Below are 17,079 nucleotides of genomic sequence, written 5' to 3'. Positions count from 1 at the left end.
GCTGGACAGAATCAGCGCGGTGGCCATCAAGCAAGTGCGCGACGAGCAGGACAGGCGCCTGGGCCTGGAGAAGACGCTGGCCACCTCCGATCAACAACACACCCGAGAACTTTCCGATGCTCAACGCAACCAAGCTCTGCTGCGTGGCCGCCTTGCTACTGCTGATGTGCGGCTGTCAGTCCTTCTCGACGCCACGGATTCAGCCAGTGGCTGCAACGTGCCTGCCGCCCCCGGCGCCGTCGGCGTGGTTCATGCAGCCCGTCGAGCCCAACTTGACCCAGCGCATGCTCAACGAATTATCACCATCACCGATGCCGGCGACCAAGGATTGATCGCGCTGCGGGCGTGCCAGGCGTATGTGAGGGGTGTTTCAAAATAGGGATTTTGTTCGGTCGGCAGGACGCCGGGGGGAGGGAGACTACTGTAGGAATATACAACGCTAAGTTATTGATTCTTATAGGGGGTATTGGGTTGTTTTAGAGGTGCCAATATTGGGTGCTTCTCCTTTTAAATCATGTGCTTAGGGATTACCAGGGGTCACCTTGACATGGTGGGGGTCGTTGGTTCGAGTCCAATCGCGCCTACCAAACAAAATCCGCTCTGCTGGGCGGTCTAGAAGGGCTCACCGAAAGGTGGGCCCTTTTTTGTTGTCTGGGATTTCATGCAAAGCTTCGCCCCGACAATTGCACTGCACCTTCAGGTCGGCTTTCAGCTTCATGTTTCTGCGCTTGAAGGCCGACGACCTACCCGGTAGAGGTAGCGTTGCTTATCCCGAGAAATTTGCCATTTCTGACCCGCTTAGCGATTGCGCCTAAAGGTCCATCTCTACGCTTCAAATGTAAAACATTCGCATTTATACTGCGCGCAATCGCACCTTTCTCCAGGTCATCCGTTCCTCTCATCGCGCAGGTCATTGTGCAGGCCGACCCTCCAAAACCCACACTGCTGGCAGCATTGGTTCGGCACTACGACGAGTTGGTGGATCATGTGCGCCGGCGTTTTGGCGAACGGATTTTCGCTCGTGAGGTGATACACGACTTGTGCCTGCAGTTGCTTGAGCAGGATGAAAAGCAAGGTGTGCGCACGCCAGTGGCCTTGTTGCGCAAGATCGCCAGCGATATGGCGATCAGCCGGTATCGCAGCGAGCGTCGGCGCCAGGGTTGGGTGGTCGGTGTTTCGGTGTTGCCACAAGTGGTCTGCGGTGCGCCGAGCCAGGAGCGTCATCTTGATGGGGAAAGGGCCCTGGAGCTGCTGACCGAGGCGATTGCCAGTCTGCCGCCGCGCTGCCAAATGGTGTTTGTCATGCACAAAGTGCATGAACTGCCCCAGGCCGAAGTGGCTGCGCGCCTGGGTATTTCCCTGAAAACCGTCGAAAAGCACCTGCGCCTGGGTATGGGGATCTGCCGCGCACATCTAGGCTCGGAGGTCTTGCCATGAGTCGCGACCCGCACAAGAGCAAGGACTTCAGCCAGGAAGACGAGGCCATCGCGCGGGTTCGTGAGGACCTCAAGCAACGATTTCCGTTGCCCCCGCCGACGCCCGCGAAAAACAAACGCCCGGCAGGAAAAACCCTCGGGCTGCTGCTGTTGGCGATTGTTGCAGGTGTGGCCTGGATTGATCCTGCCTACCGCAGCGAGCACGTTGCCAGCCAGGTAGGGCAGCGCCAGGCGCTGCTGCTGGCTGATGGCACTCAGGTGTTGCTCGACAGCAACACCGAGATGACGATCAGTTGGCACCTGCGCAGCCGCCAGGTCGAGCTGAAGGCGGGGCAGGCGTTGTTTGAAGTGTCGCCGATGGTCTACCGGCCGTTTCTGGTCGATGCCGGGTTGGCTGTGGTGCGAGTGGTGGGCACCCGTTTTAACGTCAGGCGTCAGGAACAGGATGTGCAGATCACGGTGGCTGAAGGCAGGGTCGCCGTGCGTGCGGCCGCTACGGGGGCAGTGGCTGCGCTGGAGCCCGGGCAGCAGTTGCGTGTGCATAAGGGGCAAGAGGCTCGGTTGGGACGGGTGGACGTGGATGACGTCACCGCCTGGCAACAAAGCCGGCTGGTCTTTGAAAGCACTCCGCTCGAAGACGTCATCGACACACTGCAGCGCTATCACCGCCAGCCCATAAGGCTCATGGACCCCCGGCTTGCGCGCCTGCCGGTTTCCGGTGTGTTTGACAGTGGTCACGTTGATCGCTTGCTGGCGCTGTTGCCCGGGATCCTGCCGGTGCGCGTTTCCACTGCGGCCGATGGCTCGGTCCTGATCGATTCCCCCGGCCAGAAAAAATAATCTTCAACCGAGGTAGGGTTGCGCCGCAGTGCTGACGGCTATCTCCCTGTAACCCTACTTCGTGGAGAATAAAAACGTGAGTCAGTCCTTCCTGCGCGCGCCGGTGCGCATGTCCTTGCTGGCCAGCAGCTTGCTCCTGAGCCAATGGTCGTTGGCAGAGTCTGCCCCGGTTGATTTCGATGTTCCGGCCGCATCGCTGGAGAAATCCCTGAATGCCGTAGCCCGGCAATCTTCGGCACAGATCCTGTTCGCCAGTGAAATCACGGCCGGCAAGACCGCACCGGCCTTGCGCGGGCGCTACACATTGCAGGAAGCACTTGAACGGTTGCTCGGCCAAAGCGGGCTGACGGTGCAGGCGCGTGATGAGCAAACGTTCCTGGTGGTCCAGGGGCATACCGCCAACACCTCCCAGGCGCCAGCCCCCACGCCAGGCACAATGGAGCTGGCCAGCCTGACCATCAGCGCCTCGCGGCTCGACAGCGACCTGGTGCCCCAGGCTCGCCAGGTCAATGTCATCGAACACAAACAGTTGGAGCAACTGCGTCAGGGCTCGGACAGCCTGGCCACCTTGCTGGCCAAGAGCATCCCGGGCATGGCCGACTCAAGCCGGACCATTACCGACTACGGGCAAACCTTGCGCGGGCGGACGATGCTGGTGCTGGTCGACGGTGTTCCGCTCAATACCAACCGCGATTCCTCGCGCAACCTGGCGAACATCGACCCCGCGCTGATCGAGCGTATCGAAGTGATCCGTGGCAGCAGTGCGATCTACGGCGCCGGTGCGACTGGAGGCATCATCTCCATCACGACGCGTCCGGCAGGCGGCGAGCCGCGAGCGACCACCAGCCTGAGCGCCGTCTCGCCCTTGAGCAAACTGGGTAGCGATGGCCTGGGCGGCCAGTTGCAGCATCATGTTGCCGGGTCCCAGGGCCGGGTGGATTACGCACTGGACTTTGGTGCCCGCCACATTGGCGCCTCCTACGACGCCAAGGGGCACCGCCTTGCGCCAGAGCCAAGCCAGGGCGATCTGTTCGACTCCAACACCTTCAATGTCGGCGGCAAGTTGGGCTTGCGCCTTGATGATGTGCAGCGCATCCAGCTTTCTGCCAGCCATTACAACGCCGAGCAAAACAGCGACTACACCTCCGACCCGTCCGTGGCCAGGCTTCCTGCGGGCTCGGTGCCTGCGCGCCCGTTGTCCGGCCTGTCGTTGGAGGAGCAGAACCAGATCAAGAACACCCTGCTCAACCTGGAGTACGCCCATGCCGACGTGCTGGGCGGCACGCTCAATGCGCAGATCTACTACCGGGACTACTTCACCCGGTTCACGCCGTTCGATGCCCGCGCAGTGGCGACCCGTGGACGCAATGTCGACCAGGTCATGCAGAACAGTGAAGTGTTTGGCAGCCGGGTCACGCTACGCACGCCGCTGGGGAGCCTGGGCAACACAGAGTTGTTATGGGGCGCTGACTTCAACCAGGAGCGCAGCGACATGCCCATCGACATCTTCGACCCGCGAGCCTTTGACGCCAGCGGCGGCAGGGTGTTTGACAAGATCGGCAAGCTCACCTACATGCCCGACCTGACAACCCGCAGCCTCGGCGGCTTTGCACAGTTGCAGCATAAGCTCAACGAACAATGGTCGGTGGAAGGCGGCGTACGCTACGAATATGCCACTGCCCAGTACGATGACTTTATCCCGCTCTCGGAGTCGGCAGCGACCCAGCCGGCCACTGTTCGCGGGGGCAAGGTGCACTATGATTCGGTGCTGTCCAACATCAGCCTGACCTACTCGCCGGTAGCGGGCCAGGAGGTCTACGCGGCGTTCAGCCAGGGCTTCCAGTTGCCCGATATCGGGGTGCAAATGCGCAATGCCCGGCGTGGATTCGATATCGGCTCCTCCAACCTGGAGCCGGTGAAAACCAACAACTACGAACTGGGCTGGCGCGGCGCGCTGGGCGAGCAGACATTGGCCTCGCTGGCCGTGTTCTACACCACGTCCAAGCTTGGGGATGTGCAGAGTTTCAACAATGGCCTGATCCTGACCCGCACCCAAGAGCGAATCTACGGTGTGGAAGGCAGTGCCGACTGGCTGACCGACGATGAGCGCTGGGGCGCCGGCGGCACCTTTACCTGGATCAAAGGCCGGGAGCAGCCCGAAGGCCGTGGCTGGCAAGACATGACCGGGTATCGCATCCCGCCGCTCAAACTGACCGCGTACCTGGAGTTCAAGCCGACTGAAGCCTGGAGCAACCGCTTGCAGGCCAACTTTTTTGACGGCGCCGACTATCGCCTGGATGGTGTTGCCAGCTTTGGGCGACGCAAGGTCGACAGTTACACCACCGTCGATATGATCAGCCAATACCAACTCAGTGAAAATGATCAGGTCAGCATGGGGGTCCAGAACCTGTTCAATCGCAGTTACTACCCGCTTTACAGTCAACTGATGCGTAGCAGCAACAACACCAGCCACCTGCCTGCGCCAGGCACCGTACTGACGGCAAGCTACACACATCAGTGGTAAACCGCACAGTGTGTGCGCAAGTTGCGTCTGATTGATCCATGATCGCGACACCCATATTGAGCCGGCCTGCCGGGTGTTATAGAACAACACCCTTGCAGTGCCTGCTGAGGCTGTCTAGAGCTTAACTATGGGTTTGAAAATGAAAGTAGAGAAAACCAACAAGATCCTGGCCGCTCCCATTCTCTTCTCGCTTTTGATGCTTCAGTGCGCGCCCGCATGGTCCGGGCAAGTCACAGGCGCTGTTTCCAATGATTTGACGGCAGCCGTTGCCTGGAGGCAGACGGCTGCTGAATTCGAGGCGCTCTACTATCAAGGTTTCAACGTCGCCAAGATGCGCCTGGACAGCGCTCTGCAAGCGCATAAGGCCGGTGATCGGCCGTTGGCGATCATCAGTGACATCGACGACACCGTGTTGAGCAGCAATAGCTATTGGGGCTACATGATCAATTCGGACAAAGAGTTCTTCGATGATGCCGCCTGGGACCAATGGGTGGCTGAAAACGGCCCGGTGGCCACCCCCGGTGCAGTGGAGTTCTTGAGTTATGCGCAAGCCAAAGGGGTCGAGGTTTTCTACGTCACGAGCCGTGACCAGGGCGAAAAAACCTATGAGTACGCCTTGGCCAACCTGCGTAAGAACAAGCTGCCCTTTGCCGATGAAAAGCACCTGACGGTTTATCGCGACTCTTCCAATAAAGAGCCCCGGCAGATAGAAATTGCCAAGGATTATGAGGTGGTCGTGATGCTGGGCGACAACCTCAATGACTTCAAACGCAAGTACTACGTGTCTGATGTGCAGCAACGCATGGCGTTGATGACCGAGGATAAACAACAGTTCGGGCGCAAGTTTATTCTCTTCCCCAACCCCACCGATGGGCATTGGCTCAAAGCCATCTTTGGTGATTCCGAGCCGCCCGCCACACCGCAAAACAGCGCCAAATTCAAGGCTGCAGCCGGCTCCAAGGCTTGGCAGCCCTGATCAAGCAGGTTGACCCAAAAGGGCTTGCCACGGTTTGAGCCTTGCACATCGTGGCAAGCCCTGATTGGATTACATCCCCTCACAAACTTTATTGATTTGCAGCAACAATTTTTCTTGTTGGACACCCTCCGCTCCAAGCGGCAAAGATGCCCGCCAGTGACCCTCGACCTACCCGGTCAATAATAAAAATCCGCGTCGGGCTGCCCGTTATCGTTTATCGGCGATGCAGGCGTCGCAGCACGCAATCAAGGACTCAACGCCATGCAAACTGTTGTGAACCTGTGGCCGCTGATTGGCGTGCTCGTCATCGTGGTCGGCTTTGTGTTGCGCTTCAATCCGTTGCTGGTGGTAACGGCGGCGGCGATTGCCACCGGATTTGCCGCGCACTTCCCCCTGGAAAAAATCCTCGCCACCATGGGCGATGGCTTCCTGCAGACCCGCGCCTTGCAACTGATCCTGTTGCTGCCCCTGGCCGTCATCGGCCTGCTGGAGCGCCATGGCCTGCGCCTGCACGCGCAGAACTGGATTGCGCGCTTCGAGCGCGCCACCGTCGGGCGCCTGTTGATCATCTATCTGTTTGTTCGTGAGTCCACGGCGGCCATGGGCCTGACCAGCCTTGGCGGGCACCCGCAAATGGTGCGCCCGTTGCTGGCGCCCATGGCGGAAGGCGCTGCCGAGAAACGCTTCGGAAAACTGCCGGACAAGGTGCGGCACAAGGTCCTGGCGATGTGCGCCGCCACAGACAACGTGGGGCTGTTTTTTGGTGAAGACATCTTCGTGGCCTTTGGTGCGATTGCCCTGATGCATACCTTCCTGCTGGGTTCGGGTATTGATGTCGAGCCGCTGCATATTGCGGTGTGGGGCATCCCCACGGCGATTTGTGCGTTCATTGTGCATGCCATACGCTTGCATCGCTTTGACCGAAGGCTGACGCGTGAACTGACGGCCACTGCGCCAGTCACCGCTCAGTCGGAGGCCGCGCAATGATCATTTCCATCCAATACCTGTACTGGCTCGCCGGCGTTTTGTTGCTGATTACGGCGGGCATGATCCTGGCTGACCGGACCCATCCCAAGCGTTGGTCAAGCGCGTTGTTCTGGTTGCTGTTCGCCATTCCGTTTTTGGTGGGCGAGCACCTGCCGTCGGTGGTGGTGGGTGTTGGCGTGGTGCTGATGGCACTGATCGCCGGGCTCGGCGGTGTAGGGCGTGGCACCCATGCCGAGTTGCATGACAAGGCGTCCCGCGCCAGCGCTGGCCGGCTGGGCCATAAACTATTTATTCCGGCCCTGGCCATTCCGTTGACCACGGTGATTGGCTCGGTGCTGCTCAAGAACACCGAGATTGGTGGCGTGCCGCTGCTGGATCCGAAGAACACCACGTTCGTGTCCCTGGGGCTCGGTTGCCTGATTGCCCTGGGGTTGGCCTGCTGGCTGACCCGCGATACGCCGGTGCAGGCCTTGCGTGAATCGCGACGCCTGACCGAAGCCCTGGGCTGGGCCATGGTGCTGCCGCAGATGCTGGCCATGCTCGGCCTGCTGTTCAACGAAGCCGGCGTTGGCACGGCCGTGGCTCATGTCACCACCACCTACATCAACCTGGATTACAAGTTGGTGGCGGTGATGGTCTACGTGCTGGGCATGGCGCTGTTCACCGTGATCATGGGTAACGGCTTCGCCGCCTTCCCGGTCATGACCGGCGGGGTTGGGGTGCCGGTACTGGTGGGCATTTATGGCGGCAACCCGGCGGTGATGGCGGCCATCGGCATGTTTTCCGGGTACTGCGGCACGCTGATGACCCCGATGGCGGCGAACTTCAATATTGTGCCTGCGGCGCTCCTGGAGTTACCGGACAAAAACGCGGTGATCAAGGCGCAGATGCCCACAGCGTTGATGATGTTGCTGGTCAATATCGTCCTTCTTTATGTATTGATGTGAGGTGGTGATGGGGACTGTGCTGCTGACGGGTTTCGAGCCGTTCGATCAAGACTTGATCAACCCGTCCTGGGAGGCAGTGCGCCTGCTGGATGGGGTGCAACTGCAAGACGGGGTGACAATCGTCGCCCGCCAATTGCCCTGTGCCTTCGCCACTGCCGGCGCCTGCCTGGAACAGTTATTGGCCGAGCATCGACCGCAACTGGTGATTGCTACCGGGCTGGGACCTGGGCGCAGTGATATTTCCATCGAGCGGGTTGCGATCAATCTCAACGATGCACGGATCCCGGACAACCTCGGTGCCCAGCCCGTGGATACGGCAGTGATTCCTGGGGGGCCTGCTGCCTACTTCAGCACCTTGCCGGTCAAGGCCATGGTCAAGGCGCTACGCACGGCCGGAATTGCCGCCTCGGTCTCGCACACAGCGGGCACTTTCGTATGCAATCAGGTGTTCTACAGCTTGCAGCATGCGTTGGCGGGGTCGGGAGTGCGCAGTGGGTTTATCCATGTGCCTTTTCTGCCAGGGCAGGCGGCCGAGCCTCAGCCCTCGATGGCGTTGGCGACAACGGTTGAAGGGCTGCGGGTGGCAATCCTGGCCGCCTGGAATACTCCACGTGACATCGCCGAGAGCGCTGGCCAGGTCTGTTGATGATGGCCGATCCGCCGTTTACAACGCCTGGGCTGATCCGTAGATTGCATCACGGCCCAACCACGGGCGACGAGCGCACGAGGAAACCCAGCAGTGTCCGCCAAACATCCGGCCGTATTTGATCGCCAGTACCGTGCATTTCTGTTTGATATGGATGGCACGCTCCTTAACTCCATCGCCGCCGCAGAGCGGGTCTGGGCTGCCTGGGCGCTGCGCCATGGCCTGGACGTCGAGGCGTTCCTGACCACCATCCATGGCGTGCGGGCCATCGACACGATCAGCCGCCAGGCCTTGCCAGGGGTGGACGCGCACGCGCAAGCGCGCGCTATTACCGAGGCAGAGATCGAGGACGTGGAGGGCGTGGTGGCAATCCCAGGTGCCGTGGCCTTTTTGCAGAGCTTGCCTGCGCACTGCTGGGCCGTGGTCACTTCTGCGCCCAAGGCCCTTGCGTTGAGCCGTATGCACGCCGCAGGCCTGGTCCCGCCGGCCGTCATGGTTACGGCTGAGGATGTGACCAATGGCAAGCCGGACCCGACCTGTTATCTGCTCGGCGCGCGGCGTTTGGGAGTGCCGATAGGCGAGTGCCTGGTGTTCGAGGATGCAGCGGCGGGCATTCGTGCAGGCGAGGCGGCGGGCGCGGACGTGGTAGTGGTGACATCCACCCATGGCGAGCCGATGCTGACGGAGCATGGGGCTATTGCAAATTATAACGACGTGCGTGCCCAGTGCGATGCTGATGGCCGGCTGCGCCTGCTGCCGTCTACAACGGCTTGAATGCCATGCCGCGCCGGGTCAGCAGGATGTTTTGCGCGCCAATCCACTGGTGGCCCAGAGGGTCGACAATGTGCCCAAGGGTGAAGGTGCCGGTGATCAGTTTCAGCAGATAAAGCTCGCGCAGGCCTGCGAGGATTTCTTCGGGCTTGCCCCGCAGTTCGCTGGAGGATTTCGGGTTATCTACCGAGAGTTGTTCGATCAGGGACTGTAGGTGCTTGGCGTTATGTTCTATGTCCATATCGATAATGTTTTTTATGAAAGATATGGGTATGGGTGCTACCGACGTGGATAGTTCCTCATAGTTTGAATATAGGATCCAATCGGTGCTTCAAGAGGGGGTTTTCTGGTGACCACGCCCAAATGCGCGGCGGTTGAGTTTGCGCTGGATCGCAGCCTGAAGGGGCTTGAGGCAGAAGCAGAACAGATAGCCACCGAGAAACAGCGCCAGGTCAGGCCAAGAATCGGCATCCTGCGCGGGGGTACTGCCTTCCATGTAAAACCTGAGGCCGTATCCGATTGTCACGAAAGCAAGGGCAATCAGTAGGGCAATCATCCAGGATTTGTAGGCATAAGGCTCTTTGAGGGATCGCCTCATCAACGCGCTCCGAATGCACCGTAAGGTTTTGTTACGTTCCTGGAGAGATTTGTCTGCTAAATGTGCAGCAAGTTCCGTGGCTGAACCTGTGTGCTGACCACTGGTGGCGGGGCCTGGCGCAAGTTGCGCGGATCACGGGATTCCGTGGGCAGGCCAAGGGGCTTTCGCCAGCCGTTACAGGGGCGAGCGGGCTGGCTACTGGGGAGGCTTCAAGGTGTTTCGCGTTTGTCCGGTGCAGTCAGGCCTGCCTGGATGCGCTGGTAAATCTCTTCGCGATGCACGGCAACATCCTTGGGAGCATTGATGCCGATTCTTACTTGCTGGCCGCTAACGCCCAGAATGGTGATAGTAATGTCATCACCGATATTTATGCTTTCACCGACTTTGCGGGTGAGTATCAGCATGGACTTCTCCTTGATTGCTTTGAAGGACGCATGTTTCTAACAGGGCGGATGTCGGTTGTGTGTAGCTTACTGTGAAGCGCTTCCCTGTGGCTGCCTCTTTAGGACGCATGGAGGCGGCATTAATTCCCATGGCGCCATCATACAGGTCTGGGAAACATCCTTCGCAATGTTTAAGCCAACGTTTATGACGGCCAGAATAGACAGTGAATGATAAAGTTGCCTCTTTGATCCTTAAAGGGGCAGGGCAGTGCGTAAAGTAGCGATGGCATTTGTGGTATTGGCGTTGGCCGGATGCGGTGACGGGCCCAATCTCGACACCCCCCGAGACAAGGCTGAAGCCGCCAAGGCCCAGGCTCCTGCGGTTGCCGCTGTGCAGTGGGACATCCTGGTGCGCTCGCCCGACAACAAGCTGCAGGCGCTGAGTGACCTGACCGCCTGGTTGCTGGAAAACGGCTTCACGTTCTATCTGGCCAAGGAAGACGGCAAGGACCTGGTGCTGTTAGGGCCGTTCGCCAGCAAGGCCGAGGCCGAAGCAAAGCAGGCCCAATTGCAGGAAAGGCTGGTGAAAAAGAAGAAAACTGACGCCGAGTCGCTGGTGATCGAGCACAAGGCCCGCCCGTAATACGGTGGTTGGCGGGATCCGTGGATCCCGCTCGCGTTTATCCGCAGGCCTTGAGGTTCACCGGGCCGACGAACTCATTGCCACGCCCCATCACGCAGGCCACGGTCTGATTGCGCTGGCGCTCCCAGGGCTGAACGGGATAGGTACGGTTCCAGGCTTCATACAACTGGCGGTCCTGTTTCGACAGGCGCAGGCCGTATTGTTTGCTCATGTAAAAGTACGTCCGGGCAATCATGCCGCGGATGGATGGCCTGGGCATGACCTTCTTGGCCTTGAAGTCCACCTGGGTCAGGCATGAACCATATTGCCCACCCTGCACCGGCAACCAGCCAAAACTGAAGTTGTTGCGGTCACCATTGACCTCGCCGATGCTCGGCACCAGGTTGTGCAGGTCAGCTTCGGCGCGTTTGAAGACGCTATCGGTACGTGTGCAGTTCTTGCGACCACCGTCCTGCCAGCACTGGCGTTGATGGCCGATCTGCCACGCCGGGACAATGTGCTCCCACTCGATGCGCGCCGCGCGGTTGGCGTTTTTACGGGGAATGTAGCCGCAGGCTTTCAGGTCTACCCGGTTACCCGTGTATTTGCAGCCGCAATAAAACTCCGTGGATTGCGGGGCGTAGAGTTTCCAGGCGATTTTCTTGGCTTCACTGAAGGTGCGTGGGGCTTGGGCGTGGGCAGTGGTGGCAAAAAACACACAGAACAGGGCGATAAAACGGACACTCATTGACTCAATCTTCCTTCGGTACGACCCAGAAAATCTGCACGCCGCCATCATCGCGATAGGCGAGGGTGACGTTGTCGTTTTCTGCGATTTCCTCCAGTAGTCGTGCCCATTCGTCCTCGGGTTCCTCGGGCAGGCGAAAAATCAGCGCGGCCTTGTTTTTTTGCGCGTTGGTGGAATTGATGATTTTTTGCACGCGGATCGCCAGGCGTTGATAGGCGTCGGGAGGTGTCGGTGCTGCGGAGGAGGGCTTGGCCACGGAGGAGTCCTTAATTAGCTGTACGAACATACAGTATTTAACTGTGAGGAAATTCGCAACTGCTTAAAATTCAAGAAGTCCGTGTGACAACGGTTTACGCGGATTGGTGTACAGCGAGGATTTTTTGTAGGAGCCGGCTTGCCGGCGATGGCATCCCTGGGACCACCATCGCCGGCAAGGGTTATATCAGTGACTCAGTATTCCCAGAACATGCGTTGCAGTTCTTTGCTGTCCTGGGTCTTGGTCAGGGCGACCATGGCCAGGATGCGGGCTTTTTGCGGGTTCAGGTCATGAGCCACGACCCAGTCGTATTTGTCGTCAGGCTGTTCGGCGTTGCGCAGAACGAAACCGCCGGCATTGACGTGGGAAGAGCGAATGATTTGCACGCCTTCCTTACGCAGTTCCTGCAGGGCAGGTACTACCTTGGCCGGTACCGAGCCATTGCCGGTGCCGGCATGGATGATGGCTTTGGCGCCAGCCTGGGCCAGGGCTTTGTAGGCGGTGTCGCTGACGTTGCCATAGCCGTAGGCAATTTCAACATCCGGCAGGCTCTTGATGTTCTTGATATCGAACTCAGAGTTCATGGTGTGACGCTTGGCCGGCTGGCGGAACCAGTAGGACTTGCCTTCTACAACCATGCCCAGTGGGCCCCAGGCGCTTTTGAAGGCTTCGGTCTTGATGTTGATCATTTTGCTGACGTCGCGACCCGACTGGATCTCGTCGTTCATGGTCACCAGTACGCCTTTGCCGCGTGCGTCTTTGCTACCGGCTACAGCCACGGCGTTGTACAGGTTGAGCATGCCATCGGCAGACATGGCAGTGCCTGGACGCATGGAGCCCACGACTACGATTGGCTTGTCGGTTTTTTCCACCAGGTTGAGGAAGTAGGCGGTTTCTTCAAGGGTGTCGGTGCCGTGGGTGATCACGATACCGTCCACGTCCTTGCTGTCGGCAAGTTCGGCGACACGACGACCCAGTTGCAGCAGGTTTTCGTTGGTGATGCTTTCGGAAGCAATCTGCATCACCTGCTCACCACGCACGTTGGCGATCTGGCTGAGCTCGGGAATGCCGGCGATCAGTTGTTCGATACCGACTTTGGCGGCCTGGTAGGTGGCGCTGTTGGCAGCGCTGGCGCCGGCGCCGGCGATGGTGCCGCCAGTGGCCAGCACGACCACGTTGGACAGCTTGGTCTTGGATTCAACTTCCTTGGCCTGGGCGGCAACCGGGAAGAGCAGCAGCAGGGCTAAGGCGCCCGGAACAAAGTTCTTGAGTGCAGATTTCATTATTTTTCTCTCTAGTTTTGATGAGTGCGTGTGCAGGTTCATCCAGAACACCCAGGGCTGCGCTGAGCGCCACAAGGTGCTGTTTAAGAGCAGGATTTGTACCAGGCGGATTTTGTTCTAGGTTTGATTTTAACTTATTGATTTAAATCATTTTTTTACATTAAGAAAATTTGCTGGCTTTAACTCGTGTCCGAATTTCCGAACGCTGGCGGCTTCGGCGTTCGGTTGTCCGAAAATCACCCTGGAAAAATCAGCGTCACCCTCCTGAAGTGTTCCTGCGCAACTGTCGTTTTGGAGAACGATTACCCAACCCGAATGTTTAGCCCGCACGCGGTCAAGTTGTAAGGCAGGCGCTAGAGCCTGCGCAGGAAAAGCACATTTCTCTCGTTGACAAAATTCAGCAGTCTTCGCATAGTTTGTTTAGCGCAAACGTTTGCGAGCTGTTTCACGAGCACTCCATGAGTGAGGTGAAGGTGCAGGCGTTGCTCACAATAATCATAAGATCGGAGTGAACCCATGAAGCTGCCATTCGCTGGACGTTTACTGGCTGCCGCTGTGCTGGCTGCCGCATCCGCTGCCCTGCCTCTCTCCTCTGCATTCGCTGATGACACCGCCGTCAAACCCAAGGTCGGCCTGGTGATGAAGTCTTTGGCCAACGAGTTTTTCGTCACCATGCAAGACGGTGCCAAGGACTATCAGAAAGCCCACGCCGCTGATTTCGACATGATCACCAACGGCATCAAGAACGAAACCGATACCTCGGCGCAGATCGATATCGTCAACCAAATGATTCTCGCCAAAGTCAACGCCATCGTCATCGCGCCCGCCGACTCCAAGGCGTTGGTCAACGTGCTGAAGAAAGCCTCCGACGCCGGGATCAAGGTGGTCAACATCGATAACCGCCTCGACCCTGAAGTGCTGAAAAGCAAAAACCTCGACGTTCCCTTTGTCGGCCCGGATAACCGCAAGGGTTCGCGCCTGGTCGGCGAGTACCTGGCCAAGCAACTGGCGAGCGGTGACAAGGTTGGGATCATCGAAGGTGTGCCGACCACCACCAACGCCCAGCAACGCACCGCCGGGTTCAAGGATGCGATGGATGCGGCCGGCATGAAGATTGTCTCCGTGCAGTCCGGTAACTGGGAAATTGACCAGGGCAACAAGGTCGCGGCGGCCATGTTGAGCGAATACCCGGACCTCAAGGCACTGCTGGCCGGTAACGACAATATGGCTTTGGGCGCCGTTTCTGCGGTGCGTGCGGCGGGCAAGGCGGGCAAGGTGCAGGTGGTTGGCTACGACAACATTGCCGCGATCAAGCCGATGCTCAACGACGGTCGCGTCCTGGCTACCGCCGACCAGGCGGCTGCACAACAAGCAGTGTTTGGTATCCAGAATGCGCTGAAGCTGGTCAAGGGTGAAAAAGTCGAGTCCGTGGACGGTGTGATCGAAACACCGGTTGAACTCGTCCTCAAGCAATAATCCCTGGCTGCGCACTACAGCGCCCGCTCAGGTCGAGCGGGCGCCTGGAGATTTTCCTATGTCATCTTCCGCACCGGCCACTGTCCTCTCGGTCAGCGGTATCGGTAAGACCTATGCCCAGCCCGTCCTGTCCGACATCACCCTGACGCTCAATCGCGGCGAGGTGCTGGCACTGACCGGCGAGAATGGCGCGGGCAAAAGCACCCTGTCGAAGATCATCGGCGGCCTGGTCACGCCAACCACTGGGCAGATGCAGTTCAACGGCCAGGACTATGCCCCGGCCAGCCGCACCCAGGCAGAAAAGCAGGGGGTTCGCATGGTGATGCAGGAGCTCAACCTGCTGCCGACCCTGACCGTGGCCGAAAACCTGTTCCTCGACAACCTGCCCAGCCGTGGTGGCTGGATCAGCCGCAAGCAACTGCGCAAGGCCGCGATCGAGGCCATGGCGCAAGTGGGCCTGGATGCCATCGATCCAGACACCCTGGTCGGCAGCCTGGGCATCGGCCATCAACAGATGGTCGAGATCGCCCGTAACCTGATCGGCGACTGTCATGTACTGATCCTCGACGAGCCGACGGCGATGCTCACCGCCCGTGAAGTCGAGATGCTGTTCGAGCAAATCACCCGCCTGCAGGCCCGGGGGGTGGCAATTATCTATATTTCCCATCGGCTGGAAGAACTGGCGCGGGTAGCCCAGCGCATTGCGGTGCTGCGTGACGGCCAGTTGGTATGTGTCGAGCCGATGGCCAATTACAACAGCGAGCAACTGGTCACGTTGATGGTCGGTCGCGAACTGGGCGAGCACATCGACCTCGGCCCGCGCACCATCGGCGCGCCGGCCTTGACGGTGACGGGCCTGACCCGTTCGGACAAGGTTCGTGATGTGTCCTTTGAAGTGCGGGCCGGTGAAATCTACGGCATCTCTGGGTTGATCGGCGCCGGCCGTACTGAGTTGCTGCGCCTGATCTTTGGTGCCGACCTGGCCGACAGTGGCACGGTCGCCCTTGGCTCGCCGGCGCGGGTGGTGAGCATTCGCTCGCCGGTGGACGCGGTGGGGCATGGCATTGCGCTGATCACCGAGGATCGCAAGGGCGAGGGCCTGTTGCTCAGCCAGTCCATCAGCGCCAACACGGCCCTGGGCAATATGGCCAAAGTGTCCAGCGCCGGCCTGGTCAATGGCCGCGATGAAGCGACCCTGGCCAAGCGCCAGATCGACGCGATGCGTATCCGCAGTTCCAGCCCGGCGCAATTGGTGTCCGAGTTGTCGGGCGGCAATCAGCAAAAGGTGGTGATTGGCCGCTGGCTGGAGCGCGATTGTGCGGTGATGCTGTTTGATGAACCGACCCGTGGCATCGACGTGGGCGCCAAGTTCGATATCTATGCGCTGCTTGGCGACTTGACCCGCCAGGGCAAGGCGCTGGTGGTGGTGTCCAGTGACCTGCGCGAGCTGATGCTGATCTGCGACCGCATCGGGGTGCTGTCTGCCGGGCGCCTGATCGAGACCTTTGAGCGGGACAGCTGGACCCAGGACGAATTGCTTGCCGCCGCATTTGCCGGCTATCAGAAACGTGATGCGCTGCTCAATGAAGCGGCGCCCAGGACAACCCCATGAAAACAGCTACTCCAACCGCAAAAGCCGGCGGTAATTTCTACGGCCTGGGCACTTACCTGGGCCTGGCCGGCGCCTTGCTGGCCATGATCGCGCTGTTCTCGGCTCTGAGCAGCCACTTTTGGTCCTATGACACGTTCAGCACCATCGCCAACCAGATTCCCGACCTGATGGTGCTGGCGGTGGGCATGACGTTCATCCTGATCATTGGCGGCATCGACCTGTCGGTGGGTTCGGTGCTGGCCCTGGCCGCGTCTGCGGTCAGCGTGGCGATCCTCGGCTGGGGCTGGAGCGTGGTCCCGGCAGCGCTGCTCGGCATGGGTTGCGCGGCACTGGCGGGGACCATCACCGGCTCGATCACCGTGGCCTGGCGGATTCCGTCGTTCATTGTGTCCCTGGGCGTGCTGGAAATGGCCCGTGGCGCGGCCTACCAGATGACCGGGTCGCGCACTGCCTATATCGGCGACTCTTTCGCCTGGCTGTCCAACCCGGTGGCCTTTGGTATCTCACCATCATTCATCATTGCGCTGCTGGTGATTATCGTCGCCCAGGCAGTGCTGACGCGTACCGTCTTTGGGCGCTACCTGATCGGCATCGGCACCAATGAAGAAGCGGTGCGTCTGGCGGGGATCAATCCAAAACCCTACAAGATCCTGGTGTTCAGCCTGATGGGGCTGTTGGCTGGGGTGGCAGCATTGTTCCAGATTTCCCGCCTGGAAGCGGCTGACCCGAATGCGGGCTCCGGCCTGGAGCTGCAGGTGATTGCCGCAGTGGTGATCGGCGGCACCAGCCTGATGGGCGGGCGTGGCTCGGTGATCAGCACGTTCTTCGGGGTGCTGATCATTTCGGTATTGGCGGCCGGCCTGGCGCAGATCGGCGCGACCGAACCGACCAAGCGCATCATTACCGGCGCCGTGATCGTGATTGCAGTGGTGCTCGACACCTACCGCAGTCAACGCGCCAGTCGGCGGGGCTGA

Annotated in this window: 19 protein-coding genes; 13 read left to right on the top strand and 6 right to left on the bottom strand. The window is 59.6% G+C overall.

Annotated features, from left to right (window positions below; genetic code table 11):
- The 9 genes from HBO05_RS27305 to HBO05_RS27265 form a co-directional block, all read left to right on the top strand.
- Nucleotides 1-379 (top strand): lysis system i-spanin subunit Rz (locus HBO05_RS27305; protein WP_172314749.1); only part of this gene is annotated, 379 nt, incomplete at its 5' end.
- A 536-nt stretch (nucleotides 380-915) separates the two neighbouring features.
- A complete protein-coding gene (locus tag HBO05_RS27300) occupies nucleotides 916-1,437 on the top strand; it encodes an RNA polymerase sigma factor (protein ID WP_170043454.1) in 522 nt (173 codons plus the stop codon).
- Complete coding sequence (locus HBO05_RS27295) at nucleotides 1,434-2,276, top strand: FecR domain-containing protein (RefSeq protein WP_172314747.1); 843 nt, start codon at nucleotides 1,434-1,436, stop codon at nucleotides 2,274-2,276. The genes HBO05_RS27300 and HBO05_RS27295 overlap by 4 nt, the downstream gene beginning before the upstream one ends.
- 109 nt (nucleotides 2,277-2,385) lie before the next feature.
- The gene (locus tag HBO05_RS27290) at nucleotides 2,386-4,800 is read left to right on the top strand and encodes a TonB-dependent receptor (RefSeq protein ID WP_172314760.1); all 2,415 of its coding nucleotides are present in this window, start codon (nucleotides 2,386-2,388) and stop codon (nucleotides 4,798-4,800) included.
- 139 nt (nucleotides 4,801-4,939) lie between these two features.
- A complete protein-coding gene (locus HBO05_RS27285; RefSeq protein ID WP_169953546.1) occupies nucleotides 4,940-5,776 on the top strand; it encodes a 5'-nucleotidase, lipoprotein e(P4) family in 837 nt (278 codons plus the stop codon).
- Nucleotides 5,777-6,037: 261 nt separating this feature from the next.
- Complete coding sequence (locus tag HBO05_RS27280) at nucleotides 6,038-6,763, top strand: DUF969 domain-containing protein (RefSeq protein WP_169953482.1); 726 nt, start codon at nucleotides 6,038-6,040, stop codon at nucleotides 6,761-6,763.
- Entirely contained in the window at nucleotides 6,760-7,710 is a 951-nt protein-coding gene (locus HBO05_RS27275) for a DUF979 domain-containing protein (RefSeq protein ID WP_169953484.1), read from the top strand. Before HBO05_RS27280 ends, HBO05_RS27275 begins: the two co-directional genes overlap by 4 nt.
- A gap of 7 nt (nucleotides 7,711-7,717) precedes the next feature.
- Nucleotides 7,718-8,356 (top strand): pyroglutamyl-peptidase I, encoded by a 639-nt coding sequence (gene pcp / locus HBO05_RS27270; protein ID WP_170043457.1) that lies wholly within the window; start codon nucleotides 7,718-7,720, stop codon nucleotides 8,354-8,356.
- 93 nt (nucleotides 8,357-8,449) lie between these two features.
- Nucleotides 8,450-9,130, top strand: coding sequence for an HAD family hydrolase (locus HBO05_RS27265; protein WP_170043458.1), 681 nt, complete (start codon nucleotides 8,450-8,452; stop codon nucleotides 9,128-9,130).
- Here HBO05_RS27265 and HBO05_RS27260 read toward each other — a convergent pair.
- From HBO05_RS27260 to csrA, 3 genes are all read right to left on the bottom strand, one after another.
- Complete coding sequence (locus tag HBO05_RS27260) at nucleotides 9,117-9,368, bottom strand: hypothetical protein (protein WP_169953490.1); 252 nt, start codon at nucleotides 9,366-9,368, stop codon at nucleotides 9,117-9,119. The two genes, HBO05_RS27265 and HBO05_RS27260, sit on opposite strands and share 14 nt — an antisense overlap.
- Nucleotides 9,369-9,458: 90 nt before the next feature.
- Nucleotides 9,459-9,725 (bottom strand): hypothetical protein, encoded by a 267-nt coding sequence (locus HBO05_RS27255; protein WP_170043459.1) that lies wholly within the window; start codon nucleotides 9,723-9,725, stop codon nucleotides 9,459-9,461.
- A gap of 209 nt (nucleotides 9,726-9,934) precedes the next feature.
- Nucleotides 9,935-10,129 (bottom strand): carbon storage regulator CsrA, encoded by a 195-nt coding sequence (gene csrA, locus HBO05_RS27250; protein ID WP_007920550.1) that lies wholly within the window; start codon nucleotides 10,127-10,129, stop codon nucleotides 9,935-9,937.
- A gap of 247 nt (nucleotides 10,130-10,376) precedes the next feature.
- Here csrA and HBO05_RS27245 point away from each other — a divergent pair, with 247 nt between their 5' ends.
- A complete protein-coding gene (locus tag HBO05_RS27245) occupies nucleotides 10,377-10,751 on the top strand; it encodes an SPOR domain-containing protein (RefSeq protein WP_346266498.1) in 375 nt (124 codons plus the stop codon).
- A gap of 37 nt (nucleotides 10,752-10,788) precedes the next feature.
- Here HBO05_RS27245 and HBO05_RS27240 read toward each other — a convergent pair whose 3' ends face one another.
- The 3 genes from HBO05_RS27240 to HBO05_RS27230 all read right to left on the bottom strand — a co-directional run bounded on the left by HBO05_RS27240 (nucleotide 10,789) and on the right by HBO05_RS27230 (nucleotide 13,017).
- Nucleotides 10,789-11,478, bottom strand: a complete 690-nt coding sequence (locus HBO05_RS27240) for an endonuclease I family protein (RefSeq protein ID WP_169953494.1) — start codon at nucleotides 11,476-11,478, stop codon at nucleotides 10,789-10,791.
- Nucleotides 11,479-11,482: 4 nt separating this feature from the next.
- Nucleotides 11,483-11,734, bottom strand: coding sequence for a DUF1654 domain-containing protein (locus HBO05_RS27235; protein ID WP_057438624.1), 252 nt, complete (start codon nucleotides 11,732-11,734; stop codon nucleotides 11,483-11,485).
- Between the two features lie 194 nt (nucleotides 11,735-11,928).
- Complete coding sequence (locus HBO05_RS27230; protein WP_057438625.1) at nucleotides 11,929-13,017, bottom strand: asparaginase; 1,089 nt, start codon at nucleotides 13,015-13,017, stop codon at nucleotides 11,929-11,931.
- A gap of 516 nt (nucleotides 13,018-13,533) precedes the next feature.
- Between HBO05_RS27230 and HBO05_RS27225 the strand changes: the two genes are divergently transcribed.
- From HBO05_RS27225 to HBO05_RS27215, 3 genes are read left to right on the top strand one after another with little or no spacing between them, the layout of a single operon-like run.
- On the top strand, nucleotides 13,534-14,493 hold the full coding sequence (locus HBO05_RS27225) for a sugar ABC transporter substrate-binding protein (RefSeq protein ID WP_170043460.1): 960 nt from the start codon (nucleotides 13,534-13,536) through the stop codon (nucleotides 14,491-14,493).
- Nucleotides 14,494-14,551: 58 nt separating this feature from the next.
- A complete protein-coding gene (locus HBO05_RS27220; protein ID WP_172314745.1) occupies nucleotides 14,552-16,105 on the top strand; it encodes a sugar ABC transporter ATP-binding protein in 1,554 nt (517 codons plus the stop codon).
- Nucleotides 16,102-17,079: an ABC transporter permease gene (locus tag HBO05_RS27215; RefSeq protein WP_169953500.1), complete on the top strand. Its 978-nt coding sequence runs from the start codon at nucleotides 16,102-16,104 to the stop codon at nucleotides 17,077-17,079. Before HBO05_RS27220 ends, HBO05_RS27215 begins: the two co-directional genes overlap by 4 nt.

Source organism: Pseudomonas sp. WS 5079 (genome assembly GCF_012985465.1).
In the GTDB taxonomy this organism is placed as follows: domain Bacteria; phylum Pseudomonadota; class Gammaproteobacteria; order Pseudomonadales; family Pseudomonadaceae; genus Aquipseudomonas.
This window is presented reverse-complemented; position numbering and strand designations above follow the sequence as displayed.

Excerpts from the sequence above, each read along its gene's own strand:
- HBO05_RS27295 (WP_172314747.1), top strand. The coding sequence starts at position 1,434 with ATGAGTCGCGACCCGCACAAGAGCAAGGACTTCAGCCAGGAAGACGAG.
- HBO05_RS27290 (WP_172314760.1), top strand. The coding sequence starts at position 2,386 with ATGTCCTTGCTGGCCAGCAGCTTGCTCCTGAGCCAATGGTCGTTGGCA.
- HBO05_RS27285 (WP_169953546.1), top strand. The coding sequence starts at position 4,940 with ATGAAAGTAGAGAAAACCAACAAGATCCTGGCCGCTCCCATTCTCTTC.
- HBO05_RS27280 (WP_169953482.1), top strand. The coding sequence starts at position 6,038 with ATGCAAACTGTTGTGAACCTGTGGCCGCTGATTGGCGTGCTCGTCATC.
- HBO05_RS27275 (WP_169953484.1), top strand. The coding sequence starts at position 6,760 with ATGATCATTTCCATCCAATACCTGTACTGGCTCGCCGGCGTTTTGTTG.
- pcp (WP_170043457.1), top strand. The coding sequence starts at position 7,718 with ATGGGGACTGTGCTGCTGACGGGTTTCGAGCCGTTCGATCAAGACTTG.
- HBO05_RS27260 (WP_169953490.1), bottom strand. The coding sequence starts at position 9,368 with ATGGACATAGAACATAACGCCAAGCACCTACAGTCCCTGATCGAACAA.
- HBO05_RS27255 (WP_170043459.1), bottom strand. The coding sequence starts at position 9,725 with ATGAGGCGATCCCTCAAAGAGCCTTATGCCTACAAATCCTGGATGATT.
- csrA (WP_007920550.1), bottom strand. The coding sequence starts at position 10,129 with ATGCTGATACTCACCCGCAAAGTCGGTGAAAGCATAAATATCGGTGAT.
- HBO05_RS27240 (WP_169953494.1), bottom strand. The coding sequence starts at position 11,478 with ATGAGTGTCCGTTTTATCGCCCTGTTCTGTGTGTTTTTTGCCACCACT.
- HBO05_RS27230 (WP_057438625.1), bottom strand. The coding sequence starts at position 13,017 with ATGAAATCTGCACTCAAGAACTTTGTTCCGGGCGCCTTAGCCCTGCTG.
- HBO05_RS27225 (WP_170043460.1), top strand. The coding sequence starts at position 13,534 with ATGAAGCTGCCATTCGCTGGACGTTTACTGGCTGCCGCTGTGCTGGCT.
- HBO05_RS27220 (WP_172314745.1), top strand. The coding sequence starts at position 14,552 with ATGTCATCTTCCGCACCGGCCACTGTCCTCTCGGTCAGCGGTATCGGT.
- HBO05_RS27215 (WP_169953500.1), top strand. The coding sequence starts at position 16,102 with ATGAAAACAGCTACTCCAACCGCAAAAGCCGGCGGTAATTTCTACGGC.